Origin of the sequence: Mesorhizobium sp. YR577 (genome assembly GCF_900116595.1) — a bacterium.
GTDB lineage: Bacteria > Pseudomonadota > Alphaproteobacteria > Rhizobiales > Rhizobiaceae > Mesorhizobium_M.
Genome location: NZ_FPBI01000034.1, coordinates 20,976 through 41,030 on the forward strand (window position 1 = coordinate 20,976; position 20,055 = coordinate 41,030).

Sequence of the window (20,055 nt, forward strand, 5' to 3'; positions counted from 1 at the left end):
CGGGCACGACGGGTCGCGCCGATCCTCTTCACTTGGCCCTCCCGCGCCAGTGTGCCCGATATCGATGTCTATGTATTCGCGCTACAATGGACGGAACTTGGAAAAAGCCAGAGATATGTTCGACAAGCACGCCGCAGCTATCCGCTGCTAATCGCTGCGTTGGAATCGACGCTCAGCATCGTTCAGCCGCCGTCTCCCTCTGCGACAAGGCGCGCGATCTCAAAAGCGCGTCCGGATGATCAGGGCTTCGCAGTCATCCTGCCCTCATCCCTGCGTCGACAAGAAATCGATAATGGCGGTCACCTGTGTGGGGGACAGGTGACTGCCTTCCCTGCCCTCGATCGTCCTCAAGGTGTTCTGACGGAACTCCCTCACCGAATCGGAGCGTTCCGGATGGGCCTGCCAGTTATCGAGAAGGGGGTTTAATGCCTTTGTACCGCCTTTGGGCCATACCACCCCGTGGCCAGTCCCGCCCCTGTTCAAAATATCGGCCAGCCAGTTGGGGACTTGGACCTGGGTCTCGCCGCCATGCGACTGCGAAATGGTGACAGTCCTAAGATCCTGCGCATACCTTGCCCCCAGGATGCGCGGCGTTGCGTCAGAGTTGTTGCTGGTCTTGTGCGCAACGCGGATCTCGCCGCTCAACATACGCAGTACGCTGAGCGGTGTTACGGAAACCGTCTCGCGTCTCGCCGCCCTCGGATTGCCCTGCTGGATCGGCCGGTAGAACCCCCCCGGATGGTAGTGCGGCTGCGGTTGCATCCTTTGCGGTAGCATGCCGCTTGCCCTTAAGCGATTTTTCAGCGGCCAGAAGGCCCGGTCAAGCCAGTGGTCCACGGTGAGGTGTCTGTTGAAGACCACGTCCAGATTCATCTGCGAGGGGTTCATGACGTAACGCCGCCGGCCTGCCAGATCGGTGATGTGCAGGCGGTCAGGATCGACCTTCACCCGCGACAGACGCATTCCGCTACGGACGCTGCCGTCCACGAAGATCAGGCTTTGCTCCGGATCATGAAGCCCGTGAACGCTGGTCAGATCGGGGTTGGCCTGCAGGGCCTGCATCAGCCCTGCAGGATCGTTGGTGACCAGTTGCAGCTGGATGCGGCTCTGCCCCAGCGCTGCCTGAACCTGCTGGACGAAGGGCTCAGAGACCCTGGCTCCCTGGGGCAGACCGTCGATCTCGATTTCCGGTCTATCCTCGAAGCCGGGTCTCAGGGCGATCGCCGCCACCTCGGGCGGAAGCTCCTGCGGGTTTACCAGAATTTCCGGCATGGCCGCAGGGTCATAGCCGAGCTTTTGCAGAATCATGATCCGTGCCCAGAGCGGCAGGCTGACCTTGGTTTCCGACATTACTTTGTTGAAGGGAATACCGTGGGTGAGTTCGCGCACCAGACCCCGGCGGGCACCAAAGAAGTCCCTTTCACCCGACTGAAGCCGCGTCGTGTCACCGGTTCGCAGTTCAAGAGCCACAGACAATTCGACGACCGTCCGGCTTGAGTCGTCTGCATACGCCCCGACCTCCCGCCATTTGACCGCCTCGCCTCGGAAAGGAGACGCCTCGGGGTATCCCGCCAGAATCGTCTCGATCTCATTCTGAAACGTGCTGGCCTTGAACTGAAATGCCTCCTGTACGGAGTATCCGGTCAAAGGGCTGAGCGGCGCATTCCTGAATTCCCAACCCCGGTCGGATTTGTTCGGCTTGCCCAAGCCGGTCTTTGTTCCCACAGCTCTGCCCATGGAGGAAATCGTGGGGCCGGTGGCGACATCCCCGGGGATAGGAGCTTTGATCCTCCCCGTCGCGCCTATGCGGTTGTCCCCAACGAAATTGCTGATCGCCTGCCGCACGCGCTGAACCCGGCTTGCAGGATCTTGCGGAACGCGGTTGTCTCCCCTGCCGAAGAATCTGACTTCGCCTGAATGCGGCACGATGAGATAAGTGGCGTTATTCGTTTTGTCGTAATGGACCAGTCCATCCTCATTCTCTGGAGCAAGGCGTTGAAGCTCTCCGTTTTCATCTGGCCTGTAGGTGCGGTTCGTTGCTTCGTTATAGCGCCAGTCGGAGCCTTCGGGCGCTTCATGCGCAGCATCCCTCTGTGAGGGCTTCCAGGTGCCGACGCCAGCGGTGTTGTTGCCCCTGCCGAACAGATCGAAGCTTCCCTCCGGTTGCCGCACCAGCGTAACATTGGCGTCGGCATTATAGTAAAGCGAGGCATCAGCAGGAGGCTGAGGGGCCTCGAAACGCTGCCGCTCAGCGTTATAGATGTATTCCCTATTGGTCCCGGGGTGAAAGACGCGGGCTCCGTTTTCGAACTGCAAAGGCGGCGTTCCGTCATATTGAGACCGGCCGAAGGTCCGGCGCGTAACAGGATCGAAGAACAGTAGCTCGTTTTCATGCACCTGCGTGATGCGCACCTCGTATGTCTCCGGCACAATGTCGCGGACCGCAACGCCCCAACGTTCGCCTACGGGTTGCATGGTGTTGTGCGAATCGACATCGTGCTTCGCAATCGTCTGGCCGTCCCCGGCTTCCAGCGCGCTGTAGAGAAGCACGACCTCTGCTTCTTCCGGCGTCTGGAGATGTTGCGCGTCTAGGTTGGCCGGATGAATCAACGAAACCTCGCCATTTGGATCAGCCTCAAAAATTCGTCGAGTAGTCACTCCGTTCGCGTCCACAACGAAGGTACGCGGGTTGCCGCCGTTGTCAGGTATGGCCGTCCTGGCTGGAAGGGGCGGACTGCTGTTGTTGTCATCGCCGAGGCCCATCCGCGACCCCGGGCCGCTGCTGGGAGGGTGCCAGATATTTGCAGTAATGCCCGCATCGTTGAGCGCCCGTTGCAGAGCCGGAGACGGTGGGGCGCCCAGAAATACCCACCGCGGCTCGTACCCGGAGACAGCGCTTCTCAGCGCGATATCCTTGTTGATCTGCTCTTGTATCTGTTCGGTCAGGGGAACCGTTCTCATGGTGGGCTCACCGTCCACGGTCGTCCAGCGCCCGTACGCTTTGATTTCGACGGCAAGGGTTCGGCCGGTTTGAGGATCTACAACCGCCACATCGACATATCTGCCGCCGCTCCCGCGAACCGAATTGGGACCGGTCGGATCGGCCGACACAGGAAAATGCACCTGCGGGGTACCGCCATACAATTCGGCACCGAACTGTTCGGCGTTGGTATGGAAATCCGGGTGGCGCGAATTCTGCAGGGAAACATAGGTATGGCTTGTTGCTGGCGAGGCGGTCAGCATCGGGCGTTCAGGGGTGGCCGGCAACTCGATCGGCCGGCTTCCGACCGGGGGGCTCTGCCTGAAGGTCCGGCTCTCCCAATCCCAGACATAGCGTGCGGGCACGCCGCCCTCGTCCGTCATTGGTGGGCGCGGCGCGGGCTCGCCGGCCTGGTGGTGACGCGTCCGCTCTTGCGACGCGCCGTCTGCCTCGCGGACAACGGTCTCGCCCTGGATAACCGGGTGATCGGCGTCGTGGAAAACCACCTTGTCCGTGGGCCGGTGCACTCCATCGGGACCTTGCTCATGCACGACCATCGGCCGGCCCCTGTCTCCGGCGGTTATCGCGGGCGGCCCCGTCGTATCATTCGGCGGCGGAATCACGACGTCCGGCACGAGCCCGTCAGGAGTGCCCTGTCGCGCGTTTTGACTGTGGTCGCCGATTTGTCCGGATCCCGGCCGAACCGACAGCCCCCTGATGCCCATGCCGGCGCCGAATGCGCCCGCGCCAAAATTGAGCACGGCATTGGCGAACTGAAGGCCATTCATCTCACCGCCATTGACGACGATGTCGTAACCGGAAACGCCGACCAGCGGCACGGCTGCGGCAACTGTAGTTGCGTCGATGCCGTAGGCGATGCGGTTGGAGGTGGCTCCCGACTGCATGAATCGGGCGACGTCGTCGGCATAGGCGTTGGTCGCTCTCGTCCCTCCGATGCTCGCCATGAAGGCGGTTCCGCGCGGAAGACCTGCCCGGACAAGCCCAGCCAGGCGCAGGGCGCTCGAGCCTACTGGCAACGCCGTCGTTACTATGCTCGCTACGTTCATAATCGACTGGCTGTCGGCCCAGTCACCGCCGCGGCTGATGTGCTCATGTTGGTTGATGGCTGCGCGCGTGCCGAGATAGGCACCGCCCGCTATGGCAATCGGTGCCGCGACGGGAGCGAGCGGCGTAAAGGAGGCGACAGTAGCGATAGCGGTCCCGATACCCACGATCGGATCAACCATGGATTCCCAGGCCGAGAGCACGCGGGCCTGTTCGGCGTCTATCTCGATTTGACCGTCCTCACCCGGCGTCATGTCCAGGTCCTTGGCGTAGACGATCTGACCGTCGTCGCTGAACTGCTCGTTGTTGTGGCGAAAATCCTCTATGTCCGTGTAGCGCTTGCCCGTTATGTCCACATAGGTCGTCTGGCCCTCGCCATTGCGAACACCGAACAGCATCGTCTGGCTGGTGCCGTTCTCGTCAACGTAGAATATCGGGATCGTGGAGACATCTGGCGTATCGCCACCAAATTCGCGAATCCCGTCCGCGACGGTTTCGATGATATCGGCGTAATCCTCGTTTTCGGCGTCAAGGCCGAGCGATTCCTGAATGGTCTGTTCGAGCGCATCCCCTTCCTGGATTTGGAAGGAGCCGTCGAAGCCGTTTTGGAAGAGGCTCTGAAACTGGGACTGGAAATCGGCATCCAGCACGTTTTGCGTGTCGTTTTCCAGGCGTTCGTCCTGTACGGCGTTCGGCATGTAATAGTTTTGCGTATTCTCGGCGGTATCGCGCTGGCCCGCCGCGATTCCATTCAACTGGTCGCGGAACCCCTCCATATTTCCGATTTCGGTGTTGACGGCGGCTAGGTCGAGCGTGCTCAGTGCCAGTTCCGCTGCAACCCAGCGGCTCTCGGGATTGTACTCGCCGTCATCCGGCGGCACATCTATCTGCACCCGGATCGGCGTTCCGCTCTCGATGACCGCATCCAGATTGCCGGCTTCCAACTGTTCCTTTATTTCAGGCGAGACCATGATGGTCTGGCCCTGCCATTCCACGCTCACGGGTTCGACGCCGTCCGGAAAGGCGCCGTCAGGCAATTCGGTCGTGCCTGGCCCATGCTCGGCGAGATCGCTCGCGAACTGGCTCCGGGTCCGGGCTGCGGAAAGACCTTCGTTCAGGGTCTCCAATGCGGTATCCGCATTCGATGCCATGAGCTCGTTCAAATCTGCGGCAGCATTTTCGCGCGCCGCGATGAATGTCTGGCCATGCGTGTAGATCTCGTACTCTTCGGGAATGCCTTCCGGATGCTTGTTCCAGGCGGTGTTCAGCGATTTACCTTCCGGGACACCTGTTGCGACATGCTCATTCCAGGCGGTGTTGAGCGACTCATCGATCCACGACCCCGGCGGATTGCGCGACATTTCCGGATTAAGATCTTGATCAAACACGCTCAGCCTGATCGACTGGCCGTGCAGGGAGTGGTTCGCCATCGGGCGGTCGATGTTGTACTCCTCGGCATAGTGCCCACGATCGTAATAAACATCGATCATCGCCTGACCGTCGGCGGTCACATAGGCACGCGCATACATGTCGTCGTCGCCGCCGGAGTTGCCCTCCGCCCACTCGTCGAACATCTCGCGCACCATTCGAGCAGACTCGGCTTCAAAGCCGCGCAGGTCGCTCTCGGCGCGTAGGTAATCCGCGTTGGCTTGCCCCAGCTCGACGCGATTCTGCGCCAGGTCGCGCAGGCTCAGCAGATTCTGATGCTCGGGCGATTGTGTGTCGACGCCGGCCTGTTCGTTACGCGTGATCGCAAGATCGATCGAACCCAGGTCGCCTTCCGCGATCAGGCGGTTATACTCACCGAACAAGGCCTCGACTTCGGCATGTTCGGCCCGGGAGGTGGCATATTCCTCCTGCTGGTAGGCGTCGGTGTGGATGTTAGAGTCTTCCGCGATCGCCTGGCGCGCGTTTGGATCCGGAGCGGCCACCGGAGGATCGAGTTCGCGATTCGCTTCGATGGCCGCGTCGAGCGTCGAACTCGCTTCCTCGTAGGTGCTCCTCACTTCGGTGGCGTCGTTGAGCACGGTCTGGGCCGCGGTCAGCGTCTCCCGGGCTTCATCGAGCGTGCCTTGGGGTCTCTCGAAGGTGATAGCGTAGCCGTGCGGGTTCAGGACTCCGTTCAGCTTATCCTCGGCTGCATGCTGAGCACTGGCATGATCGGAGTCGAGCGCATAAACGTCGCTCTGCGCATTGGACAGATCGACGACCGCGGAAAGTTCGCTGATCTTTGCCAGCGTCTCCAAATCCGTCATCAGGGCTTGTGCGACATCCGGATGGACCCAGCGCACCGTGCCCTGCCAGTCCACAGGCATCCAGTCGGCACCAGCCTCTTCGGGACGCTCACCATAAAGGTCGAGCACCTCGCCATCCTGATCCAGCACCGGTTCGGCCAGGATCCCGGTGCCGTGTTCCTCGAGCACCTCGCAGGTTGCGGCAGACACCTCTCCCAGTCCCTCGACGGCCTCGAGATCCAGGCCCGCTGCCTCCTGCTGGATAGCCTCGCTGGCGAATATCCCATCGAGGGTGTTGAGGACGGTCTCGGCCTCGCGTGCCTCTTGTGGGTCGCTGCTGTTTGGATTGACCTCCGTCAAGAGCCCGGCCAGGTCCGCCTCCAGACTGCCGGCTTCGAACTCGATCTCGTAGGCGTGCTCTTGATTGGCGACCGTGACGGTGCCGTCCGGATTCTCGGTCACCGTATAGCCGTTGAACGTCACCTCGACAGTAGTCTTGGTGCCGCCTTCGATGACCACCGTTTCTCCTGGATGGATAAGGTCGGGATCGCGCGGAGAGGCGAACAGTTCCGGATTGCTCTCGGCCAGTTCCTCCAGCGTCACGCCATACGCCTCGGCGATGTCGCTAAGATTGTCGCCCGGCTTGACCTCGTAGTCGATCGGCTCGCCGTCATTCAGCGTTTCGACGACGGTCTCCGTGCGTCGCCCATCCTTGTCGAAGACGATCATCGTCTCGGTGTTGTGCTTCGGGTCGATGATGGTGGTGGTCTGCTCGCCGGTCTCGGTATTGCGCTCGGTATGGCTAGTCCTGCCGTTGCCATCGATCGAGTCGGTCGTTTCGATATTTCCCTCCACGGTCGTTACCGAGGTCGAACCGTGTTGGTAGTCGTTGTTGTAGGTGACCGTTTTGCCGGTAGTCGGATCGGTGACGACAATCTGCAGGGTCTCGCCTTCGTCGCCGCCCTGCGTTACCTCGAGGCCAGCGGCATTCAGCTCGGCGATCACCTGCTCGGACGTGAGATTGCTTGCCTCGGCGATTTCTTCGAAGCTCTTGCCTTCGGCAAGCTGTTCCTGGATCGACAGTGCGGCGGAGCCGTTCGCTGCCTGCGCATGCGCCAGGACGATGTCCTCGCCGTCCGGACCCGTCACCGTGGTTACCGGCAATGCGGGGCCGCCGGCAGGCGTCACCGTCTTCACGGTCGAACCATTCGGCAGGTTCTTGGTGACGATGACGGCGCCAGCGCCGTTCGTTTCGGTGGTCGTGGTTATACGGGTCTGCGGATTCGTCGTGCGTTCGGTGACGGAGCCGTCGCCGAGATCGTCACGGACTGGCGAGGAGGTCGTCTGCCCGTCGGCACCCGTCACTTCGATATAGTAGCCGCCGTGCTGATAATCCTGGTTTTCGGTGATCGTGCGGCCGCTGCCGTCGGTGATCATCGTCGTTCGCGTATCGCCGTTGGCGTATTCGGTGGCCTTTGCCGCGATGCCGCCGGCATTCAGGGCGGCCACCACCTCCTTGGGACTCATGTCCCAATCCTCAGCAATGTTGTCGATGCTCTTGCCGCTGTCGATGTCCTCGACGATGTCGTTCGCGGTCGTGGCTTCCGGCGAGGCGCCGCCATCTGACGGACCGTTGGTCAGTAGAAGGTTTGGCGCGGCAAAATTCTGCGTCGTGAAAAGCGCAGGCGCAGCGGTGGCGCCGCCGTTGCCATTCGGTGCAGTGATCGCCGCAGGTTTCACCAGGGCCGGCTGCACCGCCGGGCTCATGGATTGCGCCGTCCTTAGCTCCGTGTTGACCTGCGTCAGGCGTTGGCGCGCGCTGGCCGCCGCATCAGTCTCGCCCATTTTGCTTGCGAGCTTGATTTCGCTGCGCAGCTTCGTGGCTTCGGCCTGCAGCCTGGTGAAATGCTCGGCGTTCGCCTGGGGATCAACCTTTGGAGTCGGGGGTGGCGGAGGCTTGTAGGTAATCGGACGGATCATCGGTCCACCTGCGGAACGTGTGCAACTTTGCCGTTCAGGCAGACCGGGCCGCAAGCCCTCGATCCGATCCTAGCCTGCCGGCCTCCAAGAGACGTCGAGAGCGAGCTCCCAGCTCCCGTGGATCAACGAGTAATTTCAACGATAACACAGGGTACATCACGGGTTGATGACGACAGTTGCTCAAAAGCAGCCGACGACATGATCTGGCTGGACAACGCCGTTTTCACCGCCCTCTCCACGCTTGGTACGCTCGACGACTAGGCCTTCTACATCGGGACGGCGGCGCACGACGCCGATGATCGCGTTGTCTATGATCCAACCACCGGCAATCTTACTTACGATTCAAAACGGCAACGGCGCAGGCGGAGTTTCCGAGTTCGCTGTGCTCGATACAGGAATGCGCTGACTAGTTCGGATTTCTTCGTCGTATAACAGACCATTGCGGTTTCTCGGAGCGATTGCGCGCTGAGATACAAATTTATTGGACATCGCCGCAGCTCATTCTACTTCTGTTCCCAAGCGGGTCGTCTGGGAGGAGCTTGCGATGAAGTCCAAGATTCTTGTGTTGGCTGTGTCGGCGCTGGCGATAGCCGTACTACCCATCAATTTTACCTCGACCACGATCGGCCTCGAATGGATCACCGCTTACGCCAAGGGTGGTAACGGTGGCGAAAATGGCGGTGGAAAAGGCGGCGGGGGTGGCAAGGGTGCCACTGGCGAACATGGCAAGTCCGCCGATGCGAGGGGTCGTTCAAAAACCTCCCGGGGTAGTCAAGCCGTCTCGCAATCGATTGGCAGCGTCTTTGGTGCGGTTTTTGGCAAAGAACGTTCGCGTGTAAAGGGTTCAACTGCCAAAGCATTCCCCACGAGAGTGAAATCGGCGAATCTTGCAAGCAAGGCCGCCAAGCTGGCGGTTTTGCCCGCAAATGTGGCCCTGCCGGAAGCAAGGCCGAAGAATTTTCACGCCAAACTGGCTGGCCTCAATTCACTGAAGCGGAACTACCATGCCTATCTGAACAGCAAGTCGCCTCGCATGGCTGCGATATCGGCTTTCGTAATGGCCTCGGCAAATTTCGACTTGGCAAACGCAAAAGTCACGGCAGCGGCGGCCGCGCTTGCCGAAGCGAAGGCAAGCTTTGCAATCGCAGTCGAGACAGCGGCAATAACGCCTTATGACGATGCGATCAGCGTCTACGACAATCCAACCGTAGAAAGCCTTGCCTCCCGGCTTGAGGATTTGAACGCAGCCACTGTTGCACCGGAGGATGTAGTGTCCTGGGAAGCCGAGGTTGCCGCGGTAGAGGGATTGCTGGACAGTGCCGCGGCAACTGCCGTGAGCCAAGCCGAGACGTCGCTCAGCCAAGCCGAACTTGCTTCTGAAGCCGCAGCCGTCGGCACTGACGATGAAGCCCTCAGAGCAGCTCTATTGGAAGCGGCAAACGACAACCGCGTTGCGGCCTACGGGGATAACTATGTCGACGACGAGATGATGGACTGGGCCAAGGACGTGCTTGGGGTCGGGGATGCTTACGGCAAAATCGATGAGGTAAGGGAGACATTCGACCCGAGTAGCGAATAATAGGTCCACACGCGAATATCGCCGGTGGCGTATCGTGGGGAAGCGATCCGCCTACTAAACATCTCGTCTTCGTCGATCCGCCTTTGCGCTCGTAGGGCATCCAAGATGCTCTTGATCAGACCGGCCTTAATTTCAATCTTGGATCGATGGGCCTCCTGATTGCCTATGTCCTTCAGTTGAGGGCTGGTCGGTGAAGAAGATCGTCCAGGAACTCCATGTTTCACGCAACACGGTTCGCAAGATCCTGCGCTCCGACGAGACCGATTTTACCTATGAACGAGAGCGACAACCGCTGCCAAAGGTCGGAGTGTGGAAGGCCGAGATCGAGCGGTTTCTGACAGCCAATGAGGGCAAGCCGTTGCGTGAACGGCTGACGTTGATCCGGATTTACGAGGAGGTCAGAGCACACGGCTACGATGGCAGTTATGACGCGATCCGGCGATATGCCGAGACCTGGGCGAAGAACCGGGTAGCCGCGATAGCGGAAGCCTATGTGCCCCTCAATTACGCGCCAGGTGAGGCTTTCGGTAGATAAGACCAACGGCACGAAGTTTGCAATCGAGCAGAGCGATCGGCTGATTGCAACCTACCATGTTCATCGAGAGGCGAAGGAGTTAAAACAAAATCGTTGAGTTCATTTGCCCGAAAGATTGCGCCGATTCCAAAACTGCCTGGATAGATGCACCCACGTGTTCATCTCGGCATCCCATCCAAAGCGTCTGGCGATAAGGACTCCGCCCAAGACGAACGCGAAGATTGCGGCTATGTAGCCGAGAACCGGAAGTATCTGCTGCATCGTGGTTGTCCCTCCAGCTTTGAACCGCATTCTAGCACAAGTTGAGAATAATCCCCTAGAGTGTGGTTCCGGCCAAAGCTTCCCGCTTACCTCCAACAGGTGACCGGCTTTATCACTTCATCCGCCTCACCTAATCGGCACGACGGATCGATAATGGGCTCTGGCCATCGCTAGCACTGTGTCAGCGGAGGCTCGGCGCCACCCGCCCTAACCCCCGCGCAAGTACGTCGAGCCTCTTGGTTGGACGGCGAAGCTATTCCCAATTTGGAACCGGACGCAGATCAAGAAGGGCGCGCACCTTCAAAGCATGTCCAAACGCTGTGCAACCACTTTGACGTCGCAGCCGTTACAGCCTCGATAAGGAGGCTGGCACATGAAGACCGACGTGTCGTTTCAGCCAACGAAGCGGCCGAGGTTCTGTTCACAAGGTGGCCCGGCAGGCGGGGACCATTTCACCTCGAAGCTGGCAAGTTTGTGATGGCTGCGCTTGAAGGTCCTCTACAACCGTCAGACGGCCGGAAGGCATTCGTTAAGGCTGCGGAAGAAGCTGATATTCTCATTCACGCAGGTGATCATTGGTAGAAGTTGGCGCCTCACATCTGAAGGAGTTTTTCGAGAAATAAGAAGCCCGCCATCGCTTTGGGCGGCGAAGGCGGGCTCTATACCGCCGGGGAGTAAGGGAAAGGCCGGCAGCTGCCGCCCAAGCGCATAGCACAACCCCAGACAGTGGGCGGCAAAAGGGAAACGCTCGTTTTGCGGCAATGTTCCCATCAAAAATGCTAGCACGGCAAAGAATTCGGTGATTATCTCCTCATGCGGCTGACCGGCAGGGTTTACCGCATTGGCCGATGTGATGAATTGAACCCTCGTCGCGTCGGCCTCTCATTGCTGAAGAGCACCTAAATGGGATATCGCACCCGTCGCAAGCGGTGATATAATTCTTACGCGCAGGACTATACTCCTTCGCGATGGCCGGCGCGAAAAGCCCCAGCCAGCCCCCGCCTTGGCGTCGGCCATCCTTCATGAGGGAGGATATTGCGATGCCACAACTTGACGCCCGAGGTGTTCAGCTAGTTGTCGAGCTTATGGACGCCTCTGAACATCTCGAAAAATTACCGCCGGACTACGTCAAGAAACTTCTGCGTGAGACATCGTTTGTGCTTGGGCAGTTTCTGGTAAGGGGAGCCACGGAAAGCGGCTGCGGACTGACTGCCTAGATAGAGTTGGTAGTACCTGCTTGCTGTTGAGCCACCCAAGTTCCCGTCTTGCCTCGTCCTCAGCGGTAGCTACCAGCGTCTCAATATCATCGAGAATTTCCCGGTATCCCGCCTGCGCTAAATACCTTCGTAGCTCATGCAATGTGTCTCGTGTATGTTGCAAGACGTGTGAAACTTCAGCTATCTGCTCGAACCCCATCCAGCCAGCAACGCTGACGCGAGCATTTTTGTTCCGTGACGGGCAAAAGGAAGTTCACCGCCTTATGGCGTAGGCCGACCGCCATGGATATTACTCATTAGCCTTTCGCAGCCGGAACAACCGTTTTTCCGCGTTCCAAACCGCCACGAGTATTCCGGTTGGGTTTTCCGACCAAAACTCAATCGCCGTTCGATCTACGCTCACTTTTCGACCTCGAACCAACACCATGCGCGGCAGTTTCGTCAGGCGAACGTCTGCATGTGTGTATTTCATTTCGGTCCCCTCAGGCCGTTGGAGGCAAGGCACGCAACCTTCAAAGCACTACCACTAAGAGAAACCGGCAGAGCTAACTTAGGTCAGGAATTTGGTTTGGGACGAAACATAAGCCGAAAGATATGACGAGCATCAAGGACGCTGTTTATGGCCGGCGAAGTGCCGGATATGGAGTGAACCTTTTCGCCCGCGGATTGCCGCTACGCGCAGTTCCATGAGGCCAAGGTCCAACTATCCTTCTGAAATCCACTTAGTTATTCCGGCAGCTTCAGCACTTGTCTCGGAAAAGAGGTGGAGAAATGCACCGCATTCTGACAGCGGCTATATCTGCGCTTTTACTTTTCGTAGCTTTTCCCATGCTTGGGCACGCCCAATCGATCAGTCCTGACGAAGCTCGCGCTATTGCCAAGGAAGCCTATATCTACGGCTTCCCGCTCGTGGACAGCTACCGCATCCAGCATTCCTACTTCGTGGACCGTAACAATCCCGAGTACAAAGGCGGCTGGAATGAAATCCACAACACGGCGCGGGTCTATACGCCCGACGACAAAGCGATCCAGACTCCTAATTCGGATACGCCATATTCCTTTGTCGGAGCTGACCTGAGGACGGAACCCATGGTGCTGACCGTACCACAGGTGGAAGAAGGCCGTTACTATTCGATCCAATTCATCGACATGTACACGTTCAACTTCTCCTATGTCGGCAGCCGCGCGACCGGAAACGGTGCGGGCAGCTTTTTGCTGGCCGGACCGAATTGGCAGGGTGAGAAGCCGGCAGGGATCAAGGAGGTGATACGTTCGGAAACCGAACTGGCGTTCCTTCTTTACCGGACACAGCTTTTCGGTCCCGACGACATAGAAAACGTCAAGAAAATTCAGGCAGGGTACAAGGTCGAGCCCCTGTCCGCCTTTCTCGGTCAATCCGCCCCTGCTGCTTCGCCAGCGATCGACTTCATGACACCGCTCACCCCCGAGGAGCAGAAAACCTCAGCAAAGTTCTTCAACGACCTCAACTTCGTCATGCAGTTCGGCCCGGTCCATCCGTCCGAGATCGAGTTGCGGGCGCGTTTTGCCAAGCTCGGCATTGAAGCCGGCAAGCCGTTCGATCCGGATGCGTTAGCGCCTGAAATCCGCAAGGCGCTCGAGGATGGGATGGCCGATGCCTGGGCCACCTTCAAGGAGTTCAAGGAAACCGAGCTCGATACGGGCAAAAGGACCAGTGCGGACAGCTTCGGCACGCGCGAATTCCTGCATGGCAGCTATCTGGACCGCATGTCCGGGGCTGTCCTCGGCATTTATGGGAACTCAAAGGATGAGGCGATCTATCCCGTTTACTTCGTCGATGCGGACAAGAAGCCGACGGACGGTGCAAACCGCTATACGATTCACTTCGCGCCCGGCGAGTTGCCGCCCGTCAACGCGTTCTGGTCGCTAACGCTCTACGAACTGCCGCGGAGCCTATTGTCGGCCAACCAGTTGAACAGATACCTGATCAATTCGCCGATGTTGCCGAACCTGAAGAAGGACGCGGATGGTGGGCTGACGCTTTATGTGCAGCACGAGTCGCCAGGCAGCGAGTTGGAGGCAAACTGGCTACCTTCTCCCTCCGGGCCGTTCTTCATGGCAATGCGGCTCTATTGGCCGAAGCCGGAAGCGCTGGAGGGCAAATGGAAGGCACCCCCACTTGACCGGCTGAACTGAACAATAAGGATAGTTGAAATGAGAACAAAGCTCTCGGCAGTTTTCATCGTCGCGCTCTCGGTTCTGCCCGCACTCACGGCTAATTCGGCGGGTGCCGAGCCGGTGACCGTCGACAATTTTGTCCGCGCGGAATCAGACCTGTATTTCGCCAATATAATCAAGGACAGTGACGGCATCGGAAAGCTCAACCATCGTCGCGAGCCGGCCAGAATCGACAATCAGACCGTCATCCGGCTCAATCGCGACACGCTCTACTCGTCGGCAATATTTGACCTCGATGCGGGGCCGGTAACCATCACCCTCCCCGACGCCGGTGATCGATTCATGTCGATGCAGGTAATCGACGAGGATCACTACGTCCCCGAGGTGGTTTACGGTCCAGGCACCTATACGCTCGACAAAGCTAAGACTGGCACGCGCTATGTCGCCACCGCCTTCCGCACGCTAGTCAATCCGGCAGATCCCGAGGACGTCAAGAAGGTCCATGCGCTTCAAGACGCGATAAAGGTCGAGCAGCAAGGGGGGCCAGGAAAATTTGAAGCGCCCGAATGGGACCAGGAAAGCCAAAAGCAAGTACGAGATGCGCTGCTCGTTCTGGGCTCGACCATTCCAGACTTCAAGAATGCCTTCGGCAAGCGAGGTGAGGTCGATCCTGTGCGGCGTCTTGTCGCCGCGGCGGCCGCCTGGGGTGGCAACCCGGACAAGGATGCGACCTACCTCAACTTCACACCGGGAAAAAATGACGGCAAGACGATCTATAACCTGGAAGTCAAGGACGTGCCCGTCGACGGCTTTTGGTCGGTCAGCCTCTACAACGCCCAAGGTTACTACGAGGAAAACCCCTACGACGCTTATTCACTCAACAACATAACCGCCGAGAAAAGTGAAAACGGGTCGATCGACATCCAGTTTGGCGGCTGCGATGGAAAAATCGCGAATTGCCTGCCGATCATGAAAGGCTGGAATTACACCGTGCGCCTCTACAGGCCGCGCGCCGAAATCCTCGACGAATCGTGGAAGTTTCCTGAGGCGCAGCCGGCAAGCTAGGAGCGATGAAAACGCAAAAGTGCCCGCGCGCTCCAGAAGGAACACGCAGGCATCAAGGGCTCGAAGACGCAGAATAGCGGCCGCCACCTTTTTGCCACTGCCTGTCTATGCCTGAATTCAGGGATACCAATCTCGCGGCAGCAGCATTTGCCAGTCCGACGCTGACGACCCGGGCGACGTGGCCGAAGCAGTGTGGCTGGCCAGTGGAGCAGGACGCGAGCAGCCGGTCAGTGCTGGAAGCGGGCGAGCGGGTAGAGGAACGGAACGGCCAGGATCACGGCGGCGGCGGCGAAGAAGAGGAGCTGCCAGACGTAGATGTTTATCCGCCGCCACAACGGTTGCGCCGCGATGAAGCACCGCCATTCTTCCCGTTCAGCCCTTTCGTATGCGAGGTTTGATCGCCATCCCATCGGCAAATGATTACATCGAAAACCCATTTCCACCAAACCGCCGCAAGACGTCTGTGCCCTTGCACGCGGCAAGGCTCGCTGAAATCGTTCAGCCCACTTCTGATCTTTGAAGTCAGAAGGGGCCAGAAAGGCGAGCAAATCCCCTGGCCCTCCACCCTTTTCAGAAATGAACTCGAAACGGCCCTTCTCTAGTGCACCACGGTGGCGATCGCGATGAAGAATGCGCGCCGATCGCTTGTGAGCCGAATACGGACGTCAGATGATGCCGTGCTTTTTCAGAAGCGCCTGCTCGTCGCCCGATACCCAACCGAAAACCTTCGGCTCTCCGTCCAGCTTCTGGACGAAGTAGTGGACATCGAAATCTATTGCGACGTCCAGCTGATCCTTGCGGGCATAGATTGCCGTCCAGGCAACATGGGCCACGCAGTGCTGATCATCCATGGGGGAGATGCGGACGCCACGTATGCGCATCTCCTTCGTCCCTATTTCGCGATAATGCGCATAGCCTTTGGCCATGACCTGCTTGAGCTTGTCGTCGTTCTTTCCGGTCATCACTCCGGCAGGCGAAGCCGCTATGAATTCGGAGGCATACAGCGATGCGACCTCGTCCATATCCATGTCGCCGCCGAGGGACTTATTGAAGAAGCGCTCGCATCGCTCGGTTGGAGGCCATGCATTGCAGTTCGCGGGTATCTTCTATGATGACGACGCGATCGGAAGTCTTCGCGACCTCTGCCAGCAGCGCGTTGGTCAGGGTGGTCTTTCCGGTCGAGGTACCGCCGGCGATGAGAATGTTGGCGCGCGAGGCAACGCCCCGCCGGAGTGCTTCGGCCTGCATGTCGGTCATGACCCCGGCAGTGACGTAATCACTGAGCGTAAATACGGCGATAGCCGGCTTGCGGATGGCGAACGTCGGGGCCGCAACGACTGGCGGCAGCAGCCCCTCGAACCGCTCTTCCGTCTCGGGCAATTCCGCCGAAACCCGCGGGTTGCCATAATGAACCTCGACGCCAACGTGATGAGCGACCAGGCGCACAATGCGCTCTCCGTCGGTGGGAGACAGTTGCTCACCCGAATCGAATAGACCTTCAGAGAGCCGGTCGATCCAGAGCCGGCCGTCGGGATTGAGCATCACCTCGACGATCGACGGGTCGTGCAGAAAATGGGCAATGGCGGAGCCGAGGGCTGTGCGCAGCATACGCGCGCGCCGCGTGATCGCCTCTGATTTCTGGTGCGTTGCCGCCATGTCGTCCCCTTGCGGCCAGGGACCGTTCAGCCGGCCCTGGATCGGGGACGATTAAAAGAACCCGAAACGGGGTCAGTTCAACAAGTTTCGGGAGTAGTAGAACCGTAGCGTGCAAATGCAGGAAAACGGCGGGTGGCAACAGATCGACCCAAGGTTTTGTAGAGACCGCTATTCTGCGACTTGGCAAATTTCAGGAGTAAACCGATTCAAAAATCTGGATACTTGCGACACGACGCGGGCTTCCGCGTTGGCCCAAAGACGACTTAACTCCGCCGCGATGTGGATAACTGCTTTGCACAACAGATCGGCCATCAGCTAGATCGAACTTGATCCCGCTTGCAGCGCTGCAGAGCAGGCAACGCCAACTCTGAAGTCAAGCCGTCACGAAGGCGGCGAACGGTGATGGAACTTTCGCCTCGTGGTCGAGCAGTAGTTCCAAATTCTCCATCTGCGACGTATCATTCGGAGACGCATTGGCGATGCTTAGACTCCCAACCGCCCAAGCGAGAACATAGGAGTCGGCCGGTGACGAGCACACGAATTTCGCAGGGCGCGTGACATGGGCACGACTTCTCGCCCGAAAACCACTGGTGTGCGGCAATTCCTTGATCTCGAGCAGCAGTGCAATTGGATAGAAGGCAAGACCGACTTGCCGGACGCGGGCGACCGCTCAGAGTCCCTGGAACAGCGCTTCAAATACGCCGCTCGATTTGAGAAGCTGCTTCGTCGCCCGCAGGCAAGGGAAGTGCTGGCGATTCTCGGGCTATACGGTCCAAACTGCATTCCGATGCCGCGCAAGACCGAGCGCTACTACTGGTCGGTTTCTTGTCTCCCGTCGACCAAGGACAAGCCGCTCATACGCGTCAATGCGAGCTGGATGGAGCTTTTCACGCTCTATGCCGAGGGTGAGGATGTCCGCGCCAGATTCATCGTGCATCTTTCGGATTTCACGACGGATCGTTCTGCCACACCGGGCCGGGTGGACGAATCCTTTCTCGAGCAAAGCGTCGCGATGCCAGAGGACGTCAGTTATTTCTTCCCCAGCGGTGCGGACATTTTCGGCATCAATGTGCGCGGCTCTGTCTCGATCCGCAAATTCCTTGCGAGCCGCCGCGTGTTGCGCGCCATTCGGACGTTCAACCTGACGCACATGAACCGGGGACGGAACGCCTACCAGGCGAGCCATTGCTATAGCGTGGCGGATTACATGCTGGCAGAATGAGAGGTTCTCGCCGCCGCAGTCCCATTTCGCGAGGTCGAAAGACAACGGAAGCGCACTTGCGCTTGGTCATCTCGGCCTAACGACAGCGCCAGCCTAGACCGGTGCGCGCACAATATCGGCCGCTAACGGCGTCTTCGCTAACACTCGGAAGCAGACATGAACCGTCATGAGGCAGTGAGGCAGGCAGCGATACTAGCATCTCGCATCATTCATGGATGAACGCTTGGCAGCCACAGGATGTACTAATCCGGGCGAAGTCGTGCTTCTTTTCGAGCAGCAGCATCGCACCGATAAGGTCGGAGTCGGGTGTCAGCCCGCGACCAATTGACTGGAGGTCTGGTAACGCCCAGTTTTCTTGTACTGCAAGCCTCGGTTTAGGTGTGGCATGAGGAGGACGAACCCTGGACTATCGAGCCCTCGAATGTTTCGTCGTCATCGCCGAGGAGTTGCACTTCGGCCGCGCCGCCTTGCGGCTCAACATCACGCAACCGTCACTCAGTTCGAGGATCAAGGTTCTCGAGGAACAGGTGGGGACAGCCCTGCTGAAGCGGGATCGTCGCCATGTCCAACTGACACCTGCCGGCAAGGTCTTCCTGGATCGTGCCCGTTCGGCCGTCGCCAATACGCGCGAGGCAGTCAACGACGCACGCCGTGCGGCGGCCGGAGAAGCCGGCAGTCTCCGCTTCGGCTTCACCGGCCTGACATCGTATGCCGCCATGCCGGAACTCGTCCAACAGTTCCGGCTGCACTTCCCGCAAGTCGAGATCGAACTCGTTCACGCCGAAACCGAACGCCTGGAAGCAGGAATGCTGTCCAATGAGATCGACGTCGCCCTCCTTCACCCGCCGCTGAAACACGGAGAATTTGCTCAGCTCGAGTTCCCGCCCGAAGATCTGGTGTTGGCTCTCCCCGCATCGAGCGAACTTTCGTTGCTGGACGCAATTCCTGTTTCACGCTTGGCGCGGGAGCCCTTTCTCATCAACCCACGCCGAATGGGTCCAAATCTCTACGACCAGATCATTCACCTTTGCCGTACGGATGGCGGATTCAGTCCCATGATCGTGCAAGAGGTTACTGCCATGACGACTTTGATTGGCTTGGCAGCAGCAGGCGTGGGATGCGGCTTTGTCATCCGATCGTTTGAAATAATCAGGCATCCGGGCGTCGTATATCGTCCCCTCGCCGGCAGGGCACCGCAACTCGCGACTTCGCTTGCATGGCGCAAGGACACGATAGCTGCCACGGCCAAGGGGATGATCGAGATCGCCCGTAGCCGGCTCTCGCGGTGACGCCGGTGAAACGGCGCTACAGCATCCTATGCAATTTGTCGCTGCAGATCAGATAACGCGACCTGGCCCGGCCACCCCATGGACAATCGGCCCATTGTGTCTGCCATGGCGCCGTAGCGCGGTCGTTTAAGCAGCTGAATTTTCTGCACCTAAAGCTGCCGTTCCGGCTCTTATAGGAGATGCCTATTACAGAAAGAAACTTTTCAATTGGACACTATGAACGAAGCCCGCGATCTTACGGCTATCGAACCACGAGCAACCAACGCCTGCCGTCGGTTGCATCGGCTTGGGAAACAAAAGCGAAAACGATCAGAAAAGATGATCACCCTGAACATCAACGGCAAGACGTATCATCTCGATGCGGACGCGGACACCCCGATCTTGTGGGTGCTGCGCGAACAAGTGGGCCTGACCGGTACCAAGTATGGTTGCGGAATCGCACAATGCGGCGCCTGCACTGTGCATATAGACGGCACGGCTGTCCGCTCCTGCTCGATGCCTGTGGGCGCCATTGAGCCGAACCAGAAGATCGTCACGATCGAGGGGCTTTCTGAAGACGGCACACACCCCGTGCAGAAGGCCTGGCTGCAAGGCGATGTACCGCAATGCGGCTATTGCCAATCGGGAATGATCATGGCGGCGGTTGCACTTCTGGATGAGAATCCGCACCCGACCGACGACATCATCGCCGAGCAGATAACCAACATTTGCCGCTGCGGGACGTACAACAGGGTCCGAACCGCAATCCAGCAGGCGGCGGCGGAACTTGCCAAGCAGAACGAAAACTAGCGGAGGGACATTATGACTGCAGTTGC

At 58.9% G+C, this 20,055-nt stretch carries 10 protein-coding genes and 1 pseudogene; 7 read left to right on the forward strand and 4 right to left on the reverse strand.

The window, feature by feature from the left end; genetic code table 11:
• Positions 1-264: 264 nt before the first annotated feature.
• Positions 265-8,259 carry a LysM peptidoglycan-binding domain-containing protein gene (locus BM413_RS29425; protein WP_091918406.1) on the reverse strand — a complete coding sequence of 2,665 codons (7,995 nt, stop codon included), beginning with the start codon at positions 8,257-8,259 and terminating at the stop codon, positions 265-267.
• Positions 8,260-8,803: 544 nt separating this feature from the next.
• Here BM413_RS29425 and BM413_RS29430 point away from each other — a divergent pair.
• The 4 genes from BM413_RS29430 to BM413_RS29450 all read left to right on the forward strand — a co-directional run bounded on the left by BM413_RS29430 (position 8,804) and on the right by BM413_RS29450 (position 15,073).
• On the forward strand, positions 8,804-9,838 hold the full coding sequence (locus BM413_RS29430) for a hypothetical protein (protein ID WP_091918407.1): 1,035 nt from the start codon (positions 8,804-8,806) through the stop codon (positions 9,836-9,838).
• A gap of 190 nt (positions 9,839-10,028) precedes the next feature.
• Entirely contained in the window at positions 10,029-10,373 is a 345-nt protein-coding gene (locus BM413_RS29435; RefSeq protein ID WP_210189000.1) for a hypothetical protein, read from the forward strand.
• Between the two features lie 2,306 nt (positions 10,374-12,679).
• Positions 12,680-14,026 (forward strand): DUF1254 domain-containing protein, encoded by a 1,347-nt coding sequence (locus BM413_RS29445; RefSeq protein WP_244538094.1) that lies wholly within the window; start codon positions 12,680-12,682, stop codon positions 14,024-14,026.
• 18 nt (positions 14,027-14,044) lie between these two features.
• Positions 14,045-15,073 (forward strand): DUF1254 domain-containing protein, encoded by a 1,029-nt coding sequence (locus BM413_RS29450; RefSeq protein WP_091918410.1) that lies wholly within the window; start codon positions 14,045-14,047, stop codon positions 15,071-15,073.
• A 227-nt stretch (positions 15,074-15,300) separates the two neighbouring features.
• On the opposite strand, the gene BM413_RS32855 is transcribed toward BM413_RS29450, so the two are convergent.
• The 3 genes and pseudogenes from BM413_RS32855 to BM413_RS29465 form a co-directional block, all read right to left on the reverse strand.
• Positions 15,301-15,621 (reverse strand): hypothetical protein, encoded by a 321-nt coding sequence (locus tag BM413_RS32855; protein WP_139238692.1) that lies wholly within the window; start codon positions 15,619-15,621, stop codon positions 15,301-15,303.
• 117 nt (positions 15,622-15,738) lie between these two features.
• Positions 15,739-16,176, reverse strand: coding sequence for a hypothetical protein (locus tag BM413_RS29460; RefSeq protein WP_091918412.1), 438 nt, complete (start codon positions 16,174-16,176; stop codon positions 15,739-15,741).
• Positions 16,157-16,729, reverse strand: a pseudogene (locus tag BM413_RS29465) (ATPase, T2SS/T4P/T4SS family); the annotation flags it as partial. The pseudogene BM413_RS29465 and the gene BM413_RS29460, both read right to left, overlap by 20 nt.
• Positions 16,730-17,288: 559 nt before the next feature.
• Here BM413_RS29465 and BM413_RS29470 point away from each other — a divergent pair.
• From BM413_RS29470 to BM413_RS29480, 3 genes are all read left to right on the forward strand, one after another.
• Positions 17,289-17,951, forward strand: coding sequence for a hypothetical protein (locus BM413_RS29470; protein ID WP_091918413.1), 663 nt, complete (start codon positions 17,289-17,291; stop codon positions 17,949-17,951).
• A gap of 401 nt (positions 17,952-18,352) precedes the next feature.
• Positions 18,353-19,240 carry a LysR family transcriptional regulator gene (locus tag BM413_RS29475; RefSeq protein ID WP_280141872.1) on the forward strand — a complete coding sequence of 296 codons (888 nt, stop codon included), beginning with the start codon at positions 18,353-18,355 and terminating at the stop codon, positions 19,238-19,240.
• A 318-nt stretch (positions 19,241-19,558) separates the two neighbouring features.
• Positions 19,559-20,029, forward strand: a complete 471-nt coding sequence (locus BM413_RS29480; RefSeq protein ID WP_091918415.1) for a (2Fe-2S)-binding protein — start codon at positions 19,559-19,561, stop codon at positions 20,027-20,029.
• Positions 20,030-20,055: the final 26 nt, after the last annotated feature.

Excerpts from the sequence above, each read along its gene's own strand:
- BM413_RS29480 (WP_091918415.1), top strand. The coding sequence starts at position 19,559 with ATGATCACCCTGAACATCAACGGCAAGACGTATCATCTCGATGCGGAC.
- BM413_RS29445 (WP_244538094.1), top strand. The coding sequence starts at position 12,680 with ATGCTTGGGCACGCCCAATCGATCAGTCCTGACGAAGCTCGCGCTATT.
- BM413_RS29450 (WP_091918410.1), top strand. The coding sequence starts at position 14,045 with ATGAGAACAAAGCTCTCGGCAGTTTTCATCGTCGCGCTCTCGGTTCTG.
- BM413_RS29430 (WP_091918407.1), top strand. The coding sequence starts at position 8,804 with ATGAAGTCCAAGATTCTTGTGTTGGCTGTGTCGGCGCTGGCGATAGCC.
- BM413_RS29470 (WP_091918413.1), top strand. The coding sequence starts at position 17,289 with ATGGGCACGACTTCTCGCCCGAAAACCACTGGTGTGCGGCAATTCCTT.
- BM413_RS29425 (WP_091918406.1), bottom strand. The coding sequence starts at position 8,259 with ATGATCCGTCCGATTACCTACAAGCCTCCGCCACCCCCGACTCCAAAG.